Annotated in this window: 18 protein-coding genes; 11 read left to right on the top strand and 7 right to left on the bottom strand. The window is 42.1% G+C overall.

Annotated elements, in window-relative coordinates:
* Window positions 1-14 precede the first annotated feature (14 nt).
* Together BKK48_RS05165 and BKK48_RS05160 are read left to right on the top strand one after the other, a co-directional pair.
* A complete protein-coding gene (locus tag BKK48_RS05165) occupies window positions 15-797 on the top strand; it encodes a YchF/TatD family DNA exonuclease (protein ID WP_077427093.1) in 783 nt (260 codons plus the stop codon).
* Window positions 798-824: 27 nt separating this feature from the next.
* A complete protein-coding gene (locus BKK48_RS05160; RefSeq protein WP_077427092.1) occupies window positions 825-1,349 on the top strand; it encodes a DUF1523 family protein in 525 nt (174 codons plus the stop codon).
* Window positions 1,350-1,409: 60 nt separating this feature from the next.
* Here BKK48_RS05160 and BKK48_RS05155 read toward each other — a convergent pair whose 3' ends face one another.
* The gene (locus BKK48_RS05155; protein ID WP_077427091.1) at window positions 1,410-2,954 is read right to left on the bottom strand and encodes a class I SAM-dependent methyltransferase; all 1,545 of its coding nucleotides are present in this window, start codon (window positions 2,952-2,954) and stop codon (window positions 1,410-1,412) included.
* 501 nt (window positions 2,955-3,455) lie between these two features.
* Here BKK48_RS05155 and paeA point away from each other — a divergent pair.
* The 6 genes from paeA (at window position 3,456) to BKK48_RS05125 (ending at window position 9,978) form a co-directional block, all read left to right on the top strand.
* Window positions 3,456-4,748, top strand: coding sequence for a polyamine export protein PaeA (gene paeA / locus BKK48_RS05150; RefSeq protein ID WP_077427090.1), 1,293 nt, complete (start codon window positions 3,456-3,458; stop codon window positions 4,746-4,748).
* 80 nt (window positions 4,749-4,828) lie between these two features.
* Window positions 4,829-5,350 (top strand): hypothetical protein, encoded by a 522-nt coding sequence (locus BKK48_RS05145; RefSeq protein ID WP_077427089.1) that lies wholly within the window; start codon window positions 4,829-4,831, stop codon window positions 5,348-5,350.
* A gap of 74 nt (window positions 5,351-5,424) precedes the next feature.
* Window positions 5,425-6,948 carry a fused PTS fructose transporter subunit IIA/HPr protein gene (fruB, locus tag BKK48_RS05140; RefSeq protein WP_077427088.1) on the top strand — a complete coding sequence of 508 codons (1,524 nt, stop codon included), beginning with the start codon at window positions 5,425-5,427 and terminating at the stop codon, window positions 6,946-6,948.
* A 2-nt stretch (window positions 6,949-6,950) separates the two neighbouring features.
* The gene (gene fruK / locus BKK48_RS05135) at window positions 6,951-7,892 is read left to right on the top strand and encodes a 1-phosphofructokinase (protein ID WP_077427087.1); all 942 of its coding nucleotides are present in this window, start codon (window positions 6,951-6,953) and stop codon (window positions 7,890-7,892) included.
* Window positions 7,893-7,896: 4 nt separating this feature from the next.
* A complete protein-coding gene (locus tag BKK48_RS05130) occupies window positions 7,897-9,567 on the top strand; it encodes a fructose-specific PTS transporter subunit EIIC (protein WP_077427086.1) in 1,671 nt (556 codons plus the stop codon).
* A 153-nt stretch (window positions 9,568-9,720) separates the two neighbouring features.
* Window positions 9,721-9,978 (top strand): FAD assembly factor SdhE, encoded by a 258-nt coding sequence (locus BKK48_RS05125; RefSeq protein ID WP_077427085.1) that lies wholly within the window; start codon window positions 9,721-9,723, stop codon window positions 9,976-9,978.
* Window positions 9,979-10,135: 157 nt separating this feature from the next.
* Here the strand turns inward: BKK48_RS05125 and brnQ are convergent, their stop codons facing one another.
* On the bottom strand, window positions 10,136-11,452 hold the full coding sequence (brnQ, locus tag BKK48_RS05120) for a branched-chain amino acid transport system II carrier protein (protein WP_244154862.1): 1,317 nt from the start codon (window positions 11,450-11,452) through the stop codon (window positions 10,136-10,138).
* A gap of 145 nt (window positions 11,453-11,597) precedes the next feature.
* Between brnQ and BKK48_RS05115 the strand changes: the two genes are divergently transcribed.
* Window positions 11,598-12,071 (top strand): DMT family transporter, encoded by a 474-nt coding sequence (locus tag BKK48_RS05115; protein ID WP_077427084.1) that lies wholly within the window; start codon window positions 11,598-11,600, stop codon window positions 12,069-12,071.
* 142 nt (window positions 12,072-12,213) lie between these two features.
* Here BKK48_RS05115 and BKK48_RS05110 read toward each other — a convergent pair whose 3' ends face one another.
* Entirely contained in the window at window positions 12,214-12,945 is a 732-nt protein-coding gene (locus BKK48_RS05110; protein WP_077427083.1) for a glutathione peroxidase, read from the bottom strand.
* Between the two features lie 124 nt (window positions 12,946-13,069).
* Between BKK48_RS05110 and oxyR the strand changes: the two genes are divergently transcribed.
* Together oxyR and fabR are read left to right on the top strand one after the other, a co-directional pair.
* Window positions 13,070-13,975, top strand: coding sequence for a DNA-binding transcriptional regulator OxyR (gene oxyR / locus BKK48_RS05105; protein ID WP_077427082.1), 906 nt, complete (start codon window positions 13,070-13,072; stop codon window positions 13,973-13,975).
* The gene (gene fabR, locus BKK48_RS05100) at window positions 13,975-14,601 is read left to right on the top strand and encodes an HTH-type transcriptional repressor FabR (RefSeq protein WP_077427081.1); all 627 of its coding nucleotides are present in this window, start codon (window positions 13,975-13,977) and stop codon (window positions 14,599-14,601) included. The genes oxyR and fabR overlap by 1 nt, the downstream gene beginning before the upstream one ends.
* Window positions 14,602-14,649: 48 nt before the next feature.
* On the opposite strand, the gene BKK48_RS05095 is transcribed toward fabR, so the two are convergent.
* From BKK48_RS05095 to BKK48_RS05080, 4 genes are all read right to left on the bottom strand, one after another.
* A complete protein-coding gene (locus BKK48_RS05095) occupies window positions 14,650-15,471 on the bottom strand; it encodes a 5'-nucleotidase, lipoprotein e(P4) family (RefSeq protein ID WP_077427080.1) in 822 nt (273 codons plus the stop codon).
* Window positions 15,472-15,680: 209 nt separating this feature from the next.
* Window positions 15,681-16,265, bottom strand: a complete 585-nt coding sequence (nfuA, locus tag BKK48_RS05090) for a Fe-S biogenesis protein NfuA (RefSeq protein WP_077427079.1) — start codon at window positions 16,263-16,265, stop codon at window positions 15,681-15,683.
* Window positions 16,266-16,363: 98 nt separating this feature from the next.
* Window positions 16,364-17,062, bottom strand: a complete 699-nt coding sequence (locus BKK48_RS05085) for a ComF family protein (protein WP_077427078.1) — start codon at window positions 17,060-17,062, stop codon at window positions 16,364-16,366.
* Between the two features lie 2 nt (window positions 17,063-17,064).
* Complete coding sequence (locus BKK48_RS05080; protein WP_077427077.1) at window positions 17,065-18,453, bottom strand: type IV pilus secretin PilQ; 1,389 nt, start codon at window positions 18,451-18,453, stop codon at window positions 17,065-17,067.
* Between the last annotated feature and the right edge of the window lie 7 nt (window positions 18,454-18,460).

The raw sequence follows: 18,460 nt of genomic DNA, 5'->3' as shown, positions 1-18,460 counted from the left end.
GGAAAGAATAAGCTATGTTTATCGTTGATTCCCACTGCCATTTAGATGCATTGGATTATGATAATTTACACAAAAACATCGCAGATGTGGTGGAAAAAGCCTACGCACGGGAGGTGAAACATCTGCTCGCCATTGGGGTAACATTGAGCCGATTTGAAAAGGCCTATGAAGAATTAAAAGGGTTTGACAACATCTCATTGGCCTGCGGTGTGCATCCCTTGGATTTTGAAGAAGAACCCTATGATGCAGAACGTTTGCGACATTTGGCGAAAGATAAAAAAGTCATCGCCATTGGTGAAATTGGTTTGGATTACTATTACAGTGCTGAGAATAAAACAGAACAGCAAGCCATCTTTGCCAGTCAAATCAACATTGCAAACCAGCTCAATAAACCGGTGATTATCCATACCCGCTCCGCCGGCGATGATACGATTTCTATGTTGCGTGAGCATCAAGCAGAAAAATGTGGCGGGGTGATTCATTGTTTTACCGAAACCTTGGATTTCGCCAAAAAAGCGTTAGATTTAGATTTTTATATTTCTTGTTCCGGCATCATTACCTTTAAAAATGCCGAAGCTATTCGTGAAGCCATTCGTTATGTCCCGGTCGATCGTTTATTGGTGGAAACAGATTCGCCTTATCTCGCACCGGTGCCTTATCGGGGTAAGGAAAATCAACCGGCCTATACAAGGGAAGTGTGTGAATATGTAGCAGCGTTAAAAGGGTTATCAATGGAAGCCTTTGCCCAAATCACCACACAAAATTTTGAGCGTTTATTTAAAATTAATGTACAATAAATACCCAATATTCAAGAGGTAAACCTAATGCGTAAATTTTTTAAATATTTTCTATTTTTAGTGGTGTTTGCTTTCCACGGTTTTATGTTTTCTGTGGTGAACTATGTTTTCCCCCACTACGATGTCACCCGTGTCACCGGCGTAGAAGTCAAACGTGTTGATAAAGACGGCCCAATCACCAAATCCAATCCGGCAGATGGCCCAACGCGTGATGTGTATTACATTAATACACAAAATGATGAAGGGAAAATTATGGTTTACCGTAACGAAGACACCCGTTGGGGTTTTCCTTTCTATTTTAAATTCGGTTCAGCCAATTTACAGGCTGAAGCTCAAGCCATGGGAAATGAAAATAAACTGGTACAAATCAAATACTATGGTTGGCGTTTAACCATGTTTGATGAGTTTCGTAATGCGGTTTCGGTGAAAGAAATCAGCGGCGATGTCACCCCAAGCCACCCAATTTTATCTTGGGTGTTTTATGCGTTCTTACTAATAACATTATTTCTTTCCATTCAATTCGTTCGTGGTTGGTTTGATAGCGAAAATTAAATTTTCATTTTCATTGAAGTAAAAAATAAGGGAAATTGATTTCCCTTATTTTTTGTTGAATTAAATAATCCCCATGCGTTTGAGATAAGGCATTTGGTTTTCCATAAACTCGTAGTAACATTCCTCCATTCTTAGTTTACCTTTCTTATCATCATGAAGGGTCTTACCGTCTTTTACCATATTTAACCCATTGGCTTTTAATAAATCCCAAGCAAAATCAATATGTTTATTTTTAGCAATGCCTTCTAAATGAGCAAGTAAGAACCAATTCTCGATGGTGCCAAGATGGCATGCGCCGCCGGTAATAGGGCTGGCAAGGTAACTGGCAGGAAATTGCGCAGAGCGGGATTGTTGTAAAATATAGCGGTTAAATGCCTCGCAATGTGGACGGGCTTGCTCAATGGCTTCATCAGATTGCACCATCACTAAATGCATTTTCGCTTGAAGTATCGCTAACACACTAAAAATATCCGTTTCAGTGAGATGATTTTTTAATTTTTCAATGATTGCTTTAACTGAATGGATTTTATTATCTTGCAAAAGATCTAATACCGGATTAAATAAGTTTGCGTTTAACCCCACCGTTAAGTAGCGGGAAACCTTCATTTCGATTTTTTCTCGTGGGGTATGGAGTAACACCCGCAATTTTTTCCATGTTTCCACCTGTTCATAATGATTTAATTGACGCGCACCTTTTACCCAATAATCCTTACGGAATTGGGTGTTCAAAATAAAATCTTTCACCGTTTGAGTAAAGGTCGGATCGGTAAAACCCTCGATTAATTGGCGTTGTTCTTGGGAATAGACGGTCTGTGGGAAATCATCTAAATAACAACTGGAACAAGCAAAGGTGAGTTTGGCTGGCTCTAGCCACTTTTGTATATCGGAAAAATACTGGGGTTGCCAGTTTTGATTCAAATATTCATGGGCAACATAAGTTAAATTTTTCTCTTTCAAGTCTTGAATTCGAGGTATCAAATTGGGAGCATTTTGGGTGAGTCTTGCGCATTGCTGAAATATTTTCTCGACAAATTCTAAACTTTGCTGAACATTTTGCAGATATTCATTTGAAGAGGATGTCATCGCTTGATGATGTTCTGCCAAAAGATGACGTAATGGTGAGGCGGCAGACCAGCCTGGCAAAGTGTTATAGCTAATATATAAGATGCCGCCGACTTTTAATTTACGGCGGATAAAATCCACCACAATGGTACGGTTTTCATTGGAAATCCAAGACCAAATCCCATGCAGGGCGATAAAATCAAATTCCGGTAAATCATCACGTTGACAAAATTCATTAAATCCTTGGTCAGCAATCATTGTGCTATTGCCGGCGGCATCAGAAAGGTGGCGGGCAAAATTGGTATGGGAAGGGTTAAAATCGGTGGCATACCATTTGGCATAACCGGCGGTTGCATGAATATTTAATGAAACCCCTTGGCCAAAGCCGAGTTCACAAGCATTATATTGACCTTGTAAGATCGATTCGGGTAAGGCTAATCCAGCCATTAAAAAAGGAATAACGGCATTATTGGGGTTAAGCTCCGAATAATAACCATAAGTATAATTTATATTACTAACATAACCGTCCGACCAACTAGACATAAGTTCTCCTTAATAAAATGTAGTAATCATTATTGTTAAATATTTTTGCCCAAGACGATCAGCCAACCCATTCAGCTTTGTTGAATGGATTGGAAATACGGTGATTGAAGATTATTTCACTACGATTCAGAGTGGCAATGTGGGCAGGTGCTTGCGAACTAAGAAGGCTACAATCAGAAATATCACGACTTTCGATCATCGTTTTGATTCTAACGGATTTTGGAAGAATTACTATGTTGCATTGGTTCTACCAGTGATGGCTGGGGGTATCTGAATAATAAATGATATTAAAACGCTCAGATCTAGCGGTTGAAGCATCGAAAGTGTGATGAATGAAAAGAAGAAAAATAAGGAATACGATGAAAAGTCCGTTTATTTTAGGGTAAAATTTAAGAACCGAAATTTAAGGATCAAGATTTAAAGATCAAAGTGGCTTTTTAGAAAAATAAAAGAAATTTTGACCGCACTTTAATTTATTTAATCAACGTTAATAGGAATATCATGAGTTTATTTGCAGCGATCTTGGTGATTATCGCTTTAATTATTGTGAGTGCTATTGTTTCCTCTGCGGAAATTTCCCTTGCCGGCGCTCGCCGTATCAAATTACAAAATATGGCCAATGAGGGAAACCATAAAGCGGCACAGGTGTTGAAATTACAAGAACAGCCTGGGCGCTTTATCACCGTGGTACAAATTGGTTTAAATATGGTGGCCGTACTCGGCGGGATGATTGGTGAGGCAAACCTAAGTCTTCATTTACAGCATTTTTTAACCGGCCGTATCCCGGAGGTTTGGGTGGATTCTGCCTCATCTTGGATCGCTTTTTTATTGGTAACCTGTTCTTTTATTCTTTTAGCGGATTTAATTCCAAAACGCCTTGCATTGATTAATCCCGAAGCGGTGGCATTGCGTACGGTCGGCATTATGCAGGTGTTGATTTTTTTACTCAAACCTATCGTTTGGGTGTTTGACGGATTATCAAATCTACTGTTCAAGCTTTTTGGCGTATCAACCTTGCGTGATGACAATATGACACCGGAAGATATTGTCGCAGTGGTCGAAGCGGGGGCGGAGGCAGGCGTGTTAAAAACCCAACAGCATTATCTCATTGAAAATATTTTTGATATGCAGGAACGCACGGTGACCTCCACCATGACAACCCGTGAAAACATTGTGTATTTAGACCGCACTTTTAGCCGTCAGGAAGTGATGGATACCCTCTCTCGTGATTCCCACTCCAAAATTGTGATTTGTGATAATGGGTTGGATAAAATTTTAGGCTATGTGGAATCCCATACTTTGCTGACAATGTATTTGCAAAATGCCGATGTGTCTTTGACCGATCCAAAATTACTCCGCAAAGCCTTATTTGTGCCGGATACCCTCTCCCTTTATGAAGTGTTGGAACTTTTTAAATCCACCGGTGAGGATTTTGCCATTATTGTTAATGAATATGCTTTGGTGGTGGGCATTGTTACCCTCAATGATGTGATGAGTATTGTGATGGGTGAGCTGGTGTCGAGCGAAGAAGAACAAATTGTCAGCCGTGATGAACATTCTTGGTTAATTGACGGCGCAACGCCTCTTGAAGATGTAATGCGTGTGTTGGATATTGAGTCTTTCCCTGATGAGGAAAATTATGAAACCATCAGTGGTTTTATGATGTATATGTTGCGTAAAATCCCGAAAAAAACCGATTTTGTGATTTATGGTCACTATAAGTTTGAAGTGATTGACACGGAAAATTTCAAGATCGATCAAATTTTAGTATCGCTTGTCAAAGAAACGGAATAGCCGGGGGCTTTTCTTGCGTAATCGCCCATAGCCAGTATAATGGCGGCGATTAATTTCGGACCCTAATAAAAGGAATGATTATGTTAAAAAAAATCTCAATATTACTGTTTTCTATTATTTTAACCGCTTGTTCTTCTGTCAGCTCCTATATTCCTTTTATGGGCGATGACAAAAAAGTGATTAATTTGGATAAAGATAAGATTGATCAAAAATCTTATGCTGCCGCTTATGAGGCAACGGTCGCCACTTATAAAGGCCGTGTGAATGAAAATTTCTATGTGGATAATTTTGCCAGCGGCGCAAATGATTGGTACTTGGGACGTATTCTTGTACCGATTAAGCAAATTCAAGACAAACTTTATACCGGTGGGCATGATTCTGATGTATATGCCTATTACAGTGGGGTATTACACGCCGAAGCACTGCAAAATAACTTCAATCGTTTAAGCTCAAGTTGCTGGAGCAAATTAGACTCACCGAGCCTCACCCAAGGGATTTATGATGCCATGCGTGATCTGAAAGAAGGCAAAGTACGCACTGATGACGATGAATATATCGCCAAAGGAAGTGATGAGTTATTAAAAGTTTGTACCTCTCGCTAAATCATTAAACGAAACTGTTGATGGAGTGATTTCATCAACAGTTTTCTTTTTTCATCTTAGACTAAGGAGTAAGAATGTTAGAACTTTCGGAAAGCAACATTCATTTAAATGCTAATGCTCAAACCAAACAACAAGCCATTGAAATGGCAGCGAGAGCCTTGGAAAAGGCCGGCAATGTAGAAGCGGGTTATTTGCAGGGGATGTTGGCGCGTGAACAGCAAACCTCCACCTTTTTGGGAAATGGTATTGCCATTCCCCACGGCACATTAGAAACCCGTGATAAGGTGAAAAAAACCGGTGTGCAGGTATTCCAATTTCCAAAAGGGATTGAATGGGGTGAGGGCAATATTGCCCATGTGGTGATTGGCATTGCTGCCCGTTCCGATGAACATTTGGCATTATTGCGTCAATTAACCCATGTCCTTGGCGAGGAAGAAACCGCAGCAAAATTAGCGACATTAACCGATGTAGCACAGTTCCGTGCGATTTTAATGGGCGAAAGAACGGAAGATTTTACACTCCCTCAAGAAAACATTCGTTTAGATGTTGATACCTCAAGTTTACTCACCTTAGTCGCCATCAATGCCGGGCAATTGCAGGCACAAAATGCAGTGGAAAATGCCTTTGTTTCTGAAGTCATTGGCAATGCCGCTTTGCCATTGGGGAAAGGGTTATGGGTGACCGATGCGCTTTCCGGTAATCTGAAAAATGCCCTGGCATTTAGCCGTGCAAAAACCATTTTTAGCCATCATAGTAAACCGGTGAAAGGCGTGATCACGGTTTCTAGTGTCAATGAGGCAATCAATCCGGTATTAACCCGTTTGTTGGATGAAAATGTACAAACGACCTTATTAGAGGGAAATTCTCAGGAAATTTTGACCGCACTTTTAGGCGGTGAAGTGGCGGTTTCTGATCAAACTCAGTCAACGCAAGCGGCAAATACCGTGGTGGGGACGTTTACTATTCGTAATGAACATGGATTGCACGCCCGTCCGAGTGCGGTGTTAGTCAATGAGGTGAAAAAGTTTGCTGCAAAAATTACCGTCCAAAACCTCACCCGTGGCAGTGAGGCAGTGAGTGCAAAAAGTTTGATGAAAATTGTCGCCCTTGGGGTGACACAAGGCCATCGCCTGCGTTTTGTGGCTGAGGGCGAAGATGCCAAACAAGCGATAGAAGCGCTTGCTAAGGCCATTGCTGAAGGATTGGGCGAAGATGTTTCTGCTGTGCAGCCGAAAGAATCGGATACGATAGAAGTGATGGGTGAACCAACTCATTCACCGGTGGTGACGGAAGAAAATGGTTTACCTTCCGATGCCATTGAAGCGGTGTTTGTGATTAATAACGAACACGGCTTACATGCTCGTCCAAGTGCCGTATTAGTGAACGAGGTGAAAAAATACAATGCATCGGTGGCGGTGCAAAATTTAGATCGTGATTCCCAATTAGTGAGTGCAAAAAGCCTGATGAAAATTGTCGCGCTTGGGGTGGTGAAAGGGGCTCGGCTACGTTTTGTGGCAACGGGTGAACAAGCAAAAGAAGCCATTGAAGGTATCCGTGTGGCGATTGAATCCGGGCTGGGTGAAGGAAAAGGGGAATAATCATGGCAAAGGTCGCAACCATTACGTTAAACACCGCCTATGATTTAGTCGGTCGCCTATCCCGCATCGAATTAGGTGAGGTCAATACCGTTGAAACCCTCGGGCTTTTTCCTGCCGGTAAAGGAATTAATGTGGCAAAGGTGCTGAAAGATTTGGGGGTTGATGTCGCTGTGGGAGGATTTCTAGGGGAAGATAACGCCGGTGATTTTGAGCAAATGTTCAAAAAACAAGGTTTGCAGGATAAATTCCACCGTGTCGCCGGAAAAACCCGTATTAATGTCAAAATTACGGAAACCGAAGCCGATGTGACGGATTTGAATTTTCTCGGTTATGACATTGCCCCACAGGATTGGCAACAATTTGCAGCAGATTCGCTAGCCTATTGTTTGGATTACGATATTGTTGCCGTGTGTGGCAGCTTACCACGCGGGGTTACGCCACAATTGTTTGCCGACTGGTTAAACCAATTACACCAAGAAGGCATAAAAGTGGTATTAGATACCAGCAATGCCGCACTGAATGCGGGGTTGACCGCTCACCCTTGGTTGGTGAAGCCGAATCATCGAGAATTAGAAGCTTGGATTGGCTATCCACTGAATACGCAAGAAGAGATTATCAATGCCGCACAACAGTTAAAAGCACAGGGGATTGAAAATGTGATCATTTCCATGGGGGCAGAGGGATCTTTGTGGATTAACAATGAAGGGGTGATCAAAGCCCAACCGCCAAAATGTGAACAGGTGGTCAGCACCGTAGGGGCGGGCGATTCCATGGTAGCCGGACTAATTTATGGCATTGAAAAAGGCTTATCAAAATCAGAAACCTTAGCTTTTGCCAGTGCAGTGTCTGCGTTTGCCGTATCACAAAGTAATGTTGGGGTGAGTGATCCCGCATTACTTGAGCCAATTTTAAACCAAGTGAAGATGACAGAGATTGAAGGATAATAAAATGAAGTTATTTTTAACCCCATCATCCCATGTAGGTAAAGCTAAAGCCTATTTATTAAGCGAAGTGCTTCATAACGCCGCACAAAAAACGAATGTTCTGCTCCTTGAAAATGCTGCTGAAGCGGAAGTGATTTTGGTTGTGGGATCATCATTACCAAACAATACCGCTTTTGTGGGTAAAAAAGTCTATTTGGTGAGCGAAGAAACGGTGATGAACAATCCGGAAGCGACCCTTGCCAATGCACAAGCGAATGCGGTGGATTATGTTATGCCGGAAAGTGCGGTCGGTTTTGACGGCGTTTCCAATGTGAAAAATATTGTTGCGGTGACCGCTTGCCCAACAGGTGTGGCGCATACGTTTATGTCTGCAGAGGCGATTGAAGCTTATGCGAAAAAACAGGGTTGGAATGTTAAAGTGGAAACCCGAGGTCAGGTCGGGGCTGGCAACGAAATTACCCCTGAAGAAGTGGCAGCAGCTGATTTGGTATTTGTGGCGGCAGATATTGATGTGCCATTGGATAAATTCAAAGGCAAACCAATGTACCGTACTTCCACCGGTTTAGCCTTAAAGAAAACGGCACAAGAATTTGATAAAGCCTTTAAAGAAGCCAAAGTATTTGAAGGGGGAAGCAGCAAATCCTCAAACGCTGAGGAAAAGGCAGAGAAAAAAGGCATTTACAAACACTTAATGACCGGTGTATCCCATATGTTACCTTTGGTGGTGGCAGGGGGATTGCTTATCGCTATTTCCTTTATGTTTGGAATTGAAGCCTTTAAAGATGAAACCCTTTTCCATGGCTTGCCAAAAGCGTTAATGGATATCGGCGGCGGTGCAGCTTTCCATTTAATGATTGCGGTGTTTGCCGGTTATGTGGCATTTTCCATTGCTGACCGCCCGGGGCTTGCTGTGGGCTTAATTGGCGGCATGCTTGCCACCACTGCCGGAGCGGGGATTTTAGGCGGTATTGTTGCCGGCTTCCTTGCCGGTTATGTGGTGAAAGGATTGAACGCGGCTATTAAATTACCGGCAAGTTTAACCTCCCTAAAACCGATTTTAATTTTACCGCTTTTAGGCGCATTGATTGTGGGCTTGGCGATGATCTATGTGATTAATCCCCCGGTTTCACAGGTGATGAATGCGTTGAGCGAATGGTTAAAATCCATGGGTGAGGTGAATGCCATTGTATTAGGAACGCTAATTGGTGCGATGATGTGTATTGATATGGGTGGGCCGGTCAATAAAGCCGCTTATACTTTCTCCGTGGGGATGATTGCTTCACAAGTTTACACGCCGATGGCAGCCGCAATGGCGGCAGGTATGGTGCCACCAATCGGTATGGCCATTGCCACTTGGATTGCCCGCAATAAATTTACTGCTAACCAACGGGATGCGGGTAAAGCGTCTTTTGTATTAGGGCTTTGTTTCATTTCTGAAGGGGCATTGCCTTTTGTGGCGGCCGATCCTCTTCGTGTGATTGTCAGTTCTGTGATTGGTGGGGCAACAGCGGGGGCGATATCCATGGCTTCAGATATCACTTTGCAAGCGCCACACGGAGGCTTATTTGTCATTCCGTTTGTTTCTGAACCATTGCGTTATTTAGCGGCGATTGCGGCGGGGGCGTTGGTTACCGGTGTCATTTATGCCGTCATCAAACCGAAAGCAACGGAATAGTTAATTTAAAGTGCGGTTGGTTTTTCGGGTGTTTTTTTAACACGATGTCGTTAATGTACAACATGAAAAACGCAGGGACATACTGTGTGTCTGTTACAAAACCTCAAAAAATTTTTGAAAAATTGACCGCACTTTTGATCTGCAGAGGGCTATATGGAAAAATATAACAAACTTCGTATCGAATGGGATTGTCGCCGGGGAATGTTGGAATTGGATAACATCATTATGCCGTTTTACAAACAGCATTTTGAAAATCTTACTGAGGCACAAAAAGATCAGTTTATTCGTTTACTTGCTTGTACGGATTTACAACTTTTCTCTTGGTTTTTTAACCGTGGCATAGCCGATGATGAGGAATTGCAAAGTATGGTGGAATATATCCAAACCATGCAAAAAATACCGACGGCTTAATTTGCCTAATCAATAGGAATATCCTCATAAAATCAAATGATTTCAATAGGTGGCAAAGGGACATACTCAGTATGTCCCCACAAGCGAGCAAAAAACAACTTGTGTCATTGCTACATCACACCGAAAACTCTCCTGAAATTGACCGCACTTTTATTCACTATATATCCCTTTGACGATGAGGCAAAATCAACGCAAGTGCTAGTCCTACCAAGGCTGGCATAAGCCAAGGTAAAGAAAGGTGGGCAAAGGGTAGGCGATTTATCCATTCAGTGATAAATAAAATTTGGCATTGCTCACCCACGACCCCAGCGAATGACACAAACGTCACCAGCACGATAGTCAATTGCATTCCCACTTTTGATAAAGCAAAACCTTTATTCACTATCACCAACATGACTATTGTAATTGTGATCGGGTAAAGAATGAGCAATACGGGAAGTGAGAAGCGAATAATCGTATTCAACCCTAAATTCGCAATAGCTAATCCGATTAAAGTGAACAGCGTGGCATAGTGTTTGTAGGAAAAACGAGGGAAACGGAGGGCAAAAAATTCAGCAGTAGAAACAATTAATCCCGCGGTGGTGGTGAAACAGGTCATAGCAACCATGATCGCTAAAAACCATTGAGCGGATTGACCAAAAATAGCCTGCGTAGCTTGGGATAAAATATAGACCCCTTTGTTGATATCGGCGTTCATCACCTCTGCAGGGACGGGGAAACGGTTTCCAAGGTAAGCCAATCCAATGTAGAGTACGCTAAAACCTAATGCCACAACAATACCGACTAACCAAATGGTTGACACATATTCTTTACGCGAACGAAATCCCAATTGTTTTAGGGTTTGAATGGCAACCAAACTAAATGCCACCGCAGCCAAGGCATCTAAGGTGTTGTAGCCTTCAATAAAACCTGTTCCAAACGCATTTTGAGCATAGTCTGTGGCACTGGATTGAGGGATATTTTCGCCATATTGTGCCACCCCAAGCCCCATCAGAATGACAATTAATAAGGCAAAAATAGGGGTGAGAATTCGACCAATACTATCTAAAATTTTAGAAGGATTGAGTGCGATAAAATAAGCGGCAAGAAAATAACATAGGGTGAACAGACCTAATCCCATCGCCCCTATATTGGACGATAACATCGGTGCAACCCCCACTTCATAGGCCACTGTTGCTGTGCGGGGGATAGCAAAGAATGGCCCGATTGAAAGATAGAGCATCACTAAATAAAGTGTGGCAAACCAAGGTGAAATTTTTTGCGAAATTTCTTCCACATAACCTTTGGGATTTAGCATACCTATAATGAGCGTGAGTACGGCAATGCCGACACCGGACAACACAAACCCCCAAATCGCCGGCCAAAATTGTTCGCCGGATAATGCTCCTAAACTCGGTGGAAAAATCAGATTGCCGGCACCAAAAAACATACCGAATAACAGAAGTCCTGTTAAGCCTGCTTTTTTAATCATCATTTTTTCTCTGTGTAAATAATAAGCGGTGAGTATAGCACGAGAGTTACCTTCCCGTATGAAAAATAAAGTGCGGTCAATATTCGGGGAATTTTCTTATTTGACGGTGAGGGGAAACATTTTATAATTTTCTTTGTTCGGAGGGAGTATGTTTTTCATTTATATTTTCATTGCCTTTATCGCCGGTGTTGCACTTGCCTCTCAATCGGCGATTAATACTCAACTTGCAAAAGCCGTAGGCGGAGAGCCGGTTATCGCCACGTTTATTTCCTTTGCAGTCGGGACGGTTCTGCTCTTTTTTATTGCCTTATTTAAAGCGGATTTATGGCAAGGTTTAACGGCACTTCCCCATCAACCTTGGTGGAAATTATTGGGCGGCGCATTGGGGGCATTAGCGGTGTTTACTACCATACTCCTTGCCCCTAAATTGGGAATTACCGCCATGCTGTTTTTCATTGTCATTGGGCAATTGCTTGCCGCCTCTGTCATTGATCACTTTGGATTAATCGGTATGCCGGTACGGGAGGTCAATATCACGAAACTTATCGGATTAGCCATACTGGTATTCGGATTGGTTTTCTATTTCTTTGGCGATAAAATCCTTGTGTTAATGAAAGGATAAGCATTAATAAGGAGCGTTTCTCTAAAAGCCTATGGGCTTTCTTCCGGTGCAAATTGTAGAAACAAAAAAGCCAAATCCCTGACGGCATTTGGCTTTTTTATTCATGTTCCAAAATAAAATTAATCAGCTAATCACATTCCTATTAAGCGAAATATTTTTCTAAATCTTCGCTTCCGCCAATGTACTGACCACCGATAAAGACTTGTGGCACACTGGTTTTACCGGTGATCGCACGCACAGAAATGGTGCTGGCATCACGACCTAAAACGATTTCTTCAAAAGTATAATCTTTCGCTTTTAATAATGCTTTTGCTTTTGCACAGAATGGGCAGCCCGGTTTAGTGAAGACACTCACAGAAGGTTTGGCTTCCCAATTTGGTTTTAAATATTTGATCATGGTGTCGGCATCAGATACTTTGAATGGGTCGCCCGGCTCTTCCGGTTCAATGAACATTTTTTCTACAACGCCATTTTTAACGAGCATAGAATAACGCCAAGAACGTTTGCCAAAACCTAAATCTTCTTTACCAACAAGCATACCCATGCCTTCAGTAAATTCGCCGTTACCATCCGGAATAACCGTGATATTTTCAGATTCTTGATCTGCTTTCCAAGCATTCATAACGAAAGTATCGTTAACAGAAATACAGATAATATCGTCAACACCTGCCGCTTTAAATTCACAAGCAAGCTCGTTATAACGTGGTAGGTGGGTTGATGAACAAGTTGGGGTAAATGCGCCTGGAAGTGAGAAGACCACAACGGTTTTGTTATCAAACAATTCGCTGGTGGTAACATCAACCCAAGCATCGCCTTGACGGGTATGGAAAGTGACATTCGGTACTTTTTTACCGGTCATATCAGTGAGAGCCATATTTTCTCCTTAGTTGTTAGTGTACAGATTTTATTCGGGCGTGGATTATAGTAAAACTTATGATATAGTTGCAACCAATTAATTTTGTTTTTTTTATTGACTTTTTCTATGAGGGAAGATTGGAATGAATATTCGTGATTTAGAATACTTGGTGGCATTATCTGAACATAAGCATTTTCGCCGTGCGGCAGATTCCTGTAATGTAAGTCAACCCACATTGAGTGGACAAATTCGTAAGCTGGAAGATGAACTGGGGATTATTTTATTGGAGCGAACCAGTCGCAAAGTGTTATTTACCCAATCCGGTATGTTGCTTGTGGAACAAGCCCGTACGGTTTTACGCGAAGTGAAATTGTTAAAAGAAATGGCAAGTAATCAGGGTAAAGAAATGACCGGCCCTTTGCATATCGGTTTAATCCCAACGGTTGGGCCTTATTTGCTTCCTTATATTGTGCCAACCCTAAAAGCGGCTTTCCCTGATTTAGAAATTTTCCTTTATGAAGCACAAACCCAACAGCTGTTGGAACAACTTGAAACCGGCCGTTTAGATTGTGCCATTTTAGCTCGTGAGCAAAAAACTGAGGCCTTTATTGAAGTGCCTATTTTTGAAGAAAGAATGTTATTGGCGGTTTCTGAAGATCACCCTTGGGCAAAAGAAAAAAGCATTTCCATGAATCAATTGATGGGGCAGGAAATGCTCATGTTAGATGATGGCCATTGTTTGCGTAATCAGGCGTTGGATTATTGTTTTGCCGCAGGCGCAAGGGAGAATTCGCACTTTCAAGCAACCAGTCTTGAAACACTCCGCAATATGGTTGCCGCCAATGCGGGGATCACCTTTATGCCGGAATTAGCAGTGAAAAATGAAGGCACCCGCACCGGTGTGAAATACCTTCCTTGCCATTCACCGGAACCGGCTCGCAGTATTGCTTTGGTGTATCGACCGGGATCGCCATTGCGTAGTCGTTATGAACGTGTGGCAAAAGCTGTGAGTGGCGAAGTGAAATCTATTCTTGCGGGAGAAAAATAATGGCCGGTATTCGTGCAATTCAGAAAGAAAAAACACGCAGAGCTTTGGTCGATGCCGCCTTTAACCAATTGAGCGCAGAAAAAAGTTTTTCTAATCTGAGTTTACGGGAAGTGGCAAGAGAAGCAGGTATTGCACCCACTTCTTTTTATCGCCATTTTAGTGATATGGATGAATTGGGCTTGGAAATGGTGGATGAGGCGGGATTAATTTTACGCCAACTGATGCGCCAAGCCCGCAAGCGGATTGATGCCGGCGGGAGTGTGATTAGCGTATCGGTTGATACGTTTTTTGAATTTATCACCAACAGCACGAACGTATTCCGCTTACTTTTGCGGGAAAGTTCTGGCACTTCTCAGGCATTTCGCACAGCCGCCGCACGGGAAATCAAACATTTTGTTGATGAATTAGCCGAATACATCACACAAAAACATCAATATTCCCCCTACATTGCTTATGTGCAGGCCGAAGGCATTGTTACTATTGTTTTTACCGCCGGTGCGAATGCGTTGGATATGACAAAACAAGAGCGTGAACAACTTAAACAACGGGTGATTTTACAACTCCGTATGATGGCAAAAGGGGCCGATTTTGCCAATTTGAAAGAAAAACAATCTCAACAAAAATAACATAAAAAAGCGTTGCTTTTGGCAACGCTTGATTGATTTCATTAAGAATTATTTTCCATCCCAGGCTTGAATGGCTTCTAAACGGGCGTCAATTTTACTTTGCGTATCGCCTTTAAAGTAATCTTTTTTCAAGCCGCCTTCCCAGCCGCCATAGTTTGCATTGGGTAGGACAATAAAGGTTTTACCGAATTTGGCTTGATTTTTGGCAACAAAATCACGGCGTTCAGCATTTAATTTACCGTAAACCGCATCACCAAAATCATCTAAGTTATCGCCCATATAAAGCACGATTTCGTAACCTTGTTTTTCAATTTCAGCAAAACGTGCGGCTTTAGCCGATTTTTCTTTTTTCAAGTAAAAGACTGATTCCTCTACGCCTTTAAAGCCAAGACGTTTCATATCATCAATGGTTCCTGCTTTTTCTGAGCTGTCTTTGCGATTGCTGACATAGAACATTTTTCCGTTATGGGAATTGACATAGTTATTAAATTCTACTGCCCCCGGAATAGCACGAGATTGGCGGGCTTCAACCCAACGGGTCCAGTCTTTTCCATCGAAAGGTTTGTTATTTTTCACTTGCCAGCCGGCGTAAGGGCTGTTGTCTAACATGGTTTCATCTAAATCCACCACTACGGCTTTTTTCTTTCCTTTACGGACTTTAGCTTGGTCGAAAGCCACTTTTGCCATATTGTAAGCTTGATAAGCCAAAGCTTGGTATTCACCTGAATCTTGCATCCAATTTAAGCCTAATACAGCTTGTTGCTCTAATCGCATATTCGCTTGTTCTTGCGAATTCATTTGGCTTGAACAGCCGGCTAATAGCATTGCTGAAAGGGTGGCAAGTGCGGTCATTTTTAAGGTTTTTTTCATGGTTTTCCTCCTAAAAAGATAAAAGCGGAAAAAGTATAGCAAGTTTTTAATCAAGTTTGCTGAGATTTCAGTTTATCAGAGAAAATTCTCATGAATTTGTGATTGGGATCACAGTGAAAGATGAGAGAATAAACAATATAGCGAGGAAATTGCTCAAGTATTGGGGGGAAGTAAAGGGACATCAATCGATGTCCCATAAGACGAGAGGGTTAATAATAAGAATGTTCACCACGTTGATGTTCTGTGATGTCTTTCGCCCCTTTTAATTCATCCGGGAATAGGCTGATTAATTGTTTTTCCACGCCATCTTTCAAGGTGACATCGACCATTGAGCAACCATTGCACCCACCGCCAAATTGTAAAACGGCATAGCCGTCTTCTGTAATTTCAATCAGGGTGATGCGTCCACCATGGCTGGCTAACTGTGGGTTAATTTGAGTTTGAATGACATACTCAACCCGTTCAATCAGCGGTGCATCATCGGCCACTTTACGCATTTTGGCATTGGGTGCTTTTAAGGTGAGCTGTGCGCCCAATTCTTCTGTCACATAATCAATTTCGGCCTCTTCTAAAAAAGGTAGACTGATTTCATCGATAAAGGCGGAAAAACCGTCGTATTTCATTTCAATATCACTTTCTTCCACGGCACTTGGCGGGCAATAAGATACGCCACACTCGGCATTGGGTGTGCCGGGATTAACCACAAAAATACGGATATTCGTGCCTTCTTCTTGGGTGGCTAATAATTTACGAAAATGTGCCTGTGCAGCTTCGGAAATCGCAATTTGTTCCATAAAAATTCCTTAATACTTGAGAAAATTTGTCAGATGATACGCCTAGCCTGCTCTTTTTTCCACTTTTTTATCAGAATTACACTTATTGTTCAATCTGATTAAACCCGTGCCAGCCCCCATACTTGTATTTCCTGAACGCCTAATTGACGTAGTAATTTTGCTACCTCATTGACGGTGCTGCCGGTTGTGATCACATCATCAACTAAGGCAACCCGTTGATAAGGAAACGGGGCATCATATTCAATGTTAAAGGCGTTTTTTAAATTTTGACGGCGAGCGGTGGCGGTTAAGCCCCGTTGGGTCGGCGTATGCTTTGTTCGCTTAACAATATGGGATAAACAAGGAATTTCAAGCCACCGGCTGAGGATTTTCGCTAATAAATCTGCTTGATTATAACCCCGTTGCCAATGTCGAAAATGATGAAGTGGAATGGGAATGATCGCTTGAGGGAAAGTTAATCCGTTTATTCGCCTTGCTTCATAAAGTGCCAGTAATAACAAGCGGGCTAAGGTATGATCAAGCCAAAATTGTTTTTGAAATTTAAAACGATGAATGAGCTGTGAAAGCGGAGCATGATAACGACCGATGATAACCATTCGATCCCAAATATATGCATGGCGGTGACAATTTCCACAATAATGGGCGGCATATTGCAATGCTGCACCGCAGCCTCCACAATAGGGCGTGCGTTGAATTTGTTTTTGACACCTTGAACACAACCCATTTCTCCCTTGTTTTAACGTGGATTGACATAACACACAATTAAATTGAAAAAACGCACTGAAATTTAACCGCACTTTTATTTCCCTACTTTTATTTCCCCTACTTTTATTTCCCTATGTTGGCTTGCATTGTCAGCAGTTTTCCTTGGTTTGATAATATGAGGTGTCACAAAAATGACTAACTCTCGTTTTTGGTGGCGTTCGCTTTCTTTGCTAAATAAGCGTTTTATCAAAGGGATATCTCCCAATAGGGGAACTTTATCCACCACTTTGGCAATGGTGTCGTGAAATACCCCGCCTAATACAATGGTTTCTCCATCTTTGGCAAAAACTTGTGTATTGATTTCTTGTTTATCGATGGATACCACTTCATTATTTTGTTTCCCGTAGGACACACGGCTTCCCGGTGAATTTTGGCTGACTAATAAATCCAGCAGAATATGATTGTCTTTAGAAATATGGGGGGTAACCTCCAGCCCTAACACAGCTTCACGAAATTCAACAGATTGGGTTTCACTCTTTCCATTTGTGACTACATAGGGAATTTCTGTGCCTTGTTTTATGCTGGCGCTTTTTTTATTGGTTGTCAGCAACCTTGGGCTGGCAATAATTTCGACATTGTTTTCACGCTCAAGGGCGGTGAGTTCTAAATCCAGTAACCGACCATTAATTTTGGCAACCTGTAATGCGAGCGAGCCTGCCGGGGTGATATTGGTTGCAAAATTCACATTCAAATTATCCGTTAAATTTGTAAAGCCCTTTGCCTCAAGGCTTCCACTCACTCGGTGAGCATTTTCTGCTGGTGAAAAAATCCCCCAACGTACACCTAATTCTTTAAGGCTTTCATCGGTGATGGTGACAATTCGGGCTTCAATGGCAATTTGTTCAATGGGTTTATCCAGTTCTTTAATGAGTTTCACAAGGTTTTTGACGGATTGGGTTTCATCTTGAATAATCAACCGGTTACTCCGTTCATCAAAAGCAATGCTTCCTACAGGAGAAAGCAACGAACCGGTTCCTGTTGTGAGCGATTTCATTACCTCTGAGGCTTTCGCAAAATGGAGTTTAATGGTTTTGCTCACAAGCGTGGGGGGCGGAGGTTTGAGTTGCTCTAAAATATCTTGCCCACTAGGCAACGATGAGATTGCCACAGAGGATAATGTTTTTTTCCCTAAATAATAAATGCCTTCTTCCTGCCGTAAAGAAAGGCCTTTCATTTGGGCGACAGAACGTAACACAAGGTCAAAATCAACATTGTCGAGTTGTAAGGAAAGGGATCCCTCCAATTCATCATCAATAATTAAATTGGTTTCTTGCATCAATGCCAGTTCTTGTAAGGTTGAAACGAGAGGCGCTTGTTTTAATCGAAGATCAAATATTGGGTTTTCTTTCAATTGCGCCGATAACAAATCAGCACAATAAAAACTGAGCAAAAAGACACCGCACTTTTTAAGTCCTCTTTTCATTTCTCCT

The organism is Rodentibacter heidelbergensis (genome assembly GCF_002000125.1).
Lineage (GTDB): Bacteria > Pseudomonadota > Gammaproteobacteria > Enterobacterales > Pasteurellaceae > Rodentibacter > Rodentibacter heidelbergensis.
The sequence above is the reverse complement of the archived record's forward strand: the minus strand, read 5'-3'. Positions and strand labels throughout refer to the sequence as shown.

Excerpts from the sequence above, each read along its gene's own strand:
- BKK48_RS05165 (WP_077427093.1), top strand. The coding sequence starts at position 15 with ATGTTTATCGTTGATTCCCACTGCCATTTAGATGCATTGGATTATGAT.
- BKK48_RS05160 (WP_077427092.1), top strand. The coding sequence starts at position 825 with ATGCGTAAATTTTTTAAATATTTTCTATTTTTAGTGGTGTTTGCTTTC.
- BKK48_RS05155 (WP_077427091.1), bottom strand. The coding sequence starts at position 2,954 with ATGTCTAGTTGGTCGGACGGTTATGTTAGTAATATAAATTATACTTAT.
- paeA (WP_077427090.1), top strand. The coding sequence starts at position 3,456 with ATGAGTTTATTTGCAGCGATCTTGGTGATTATCGCTTTAATTATTGTG.
- BKK48_RS05145 (WP_077427089.1), top strand. The coding sequence starts at position 4,829 with ATGTTAAAAAAAATCTCAATATTACTGTTTTCTATTATTTTAACCGCT.
- fruB (WP_077427088.1), top strand. The coding sequence starts at position 5,425 with ATGTTAGAACTTTCGGAAAGCAACATTCATTTAAATGCTAATGCTCAA.
- fruK (WP_077427087.1), top strand. The coding sequence starts at position 6,951 with ATGGCAAAGGTCGCAACCATTACGTTAAACACCGCCTATGATTTAGTC.
- BKK48_RS05130 (WP_077427086.1), top strand. The coding sequence starts at position 7,897 with ATGAAGTTATTTTTAACCCCATCATCCCATGTAGGTAAAGCTAAAGCC.
- BKK48_RS05125 (WP_077427085.1), top strand. The coding sequence starts at position 9,721 with ATGGAAAAATATAACAAACTTCGTATCGAATGGGATTGTCGCCGGGGA.
- brnQ (WP_244154862.1), bottom strand. The coding sequence starts at position 11,452 with ATGATGATTAAAAAAGCAGGCTTAACAGGACTTCTGTTATTCGGTATG.
- BKK48_RS05115 (WP_077427084.1), top strand. The coding sequence starts at position 11,598 with ATGTTTTTCATTTATATTTTCATTGCCTTTATCGCCGGTGTTGCACTT.
- BKK48_RS05110 (WP_077427083.1), bottom strand. The coding sequence starts at position 12,945 with ATGGCTCTCACTGATATGACCGGTAAAAAAGTACCGAATGTCACTTTC.
- oxyR (WP_077427082.1), top strand. The coding sequence starts at position 13,070 with ATGAATATTCGTGATTTAGAATACTTGGTGGCATTATCTGAACATAAG.
- fabR (WP_077427081.1), top strand. The coding sequence starts at position 13,975 with ATGGCCGGTATTCGTGCAATTCAGAAAGAAAAAACACGCAGAGCTTTG.
- BKK48_RS05095 (WP_077427080.1), bottom strand. The coding sequence starts at position 15,471 with ATGAAAAAAACCTTAAAAATGACCGCACTTGCCACCCTTTCAGCAATG.
- nfuA (WP_077427079.1), bottom strand. The coding sequence starts at position 16,265 with ATGGAACAAATTGCGATTTCCGAAGCTGCACAGGCACATTTTCGTAAA.
- BKK48_RS05080 (WP_077427077.1), bottom strand. The coding sequence starts at position 18,453 with ATGAAAAGAGGACTTAAAAAGTGCGGTGTCTTTTTGCTCAGTTTTTAT.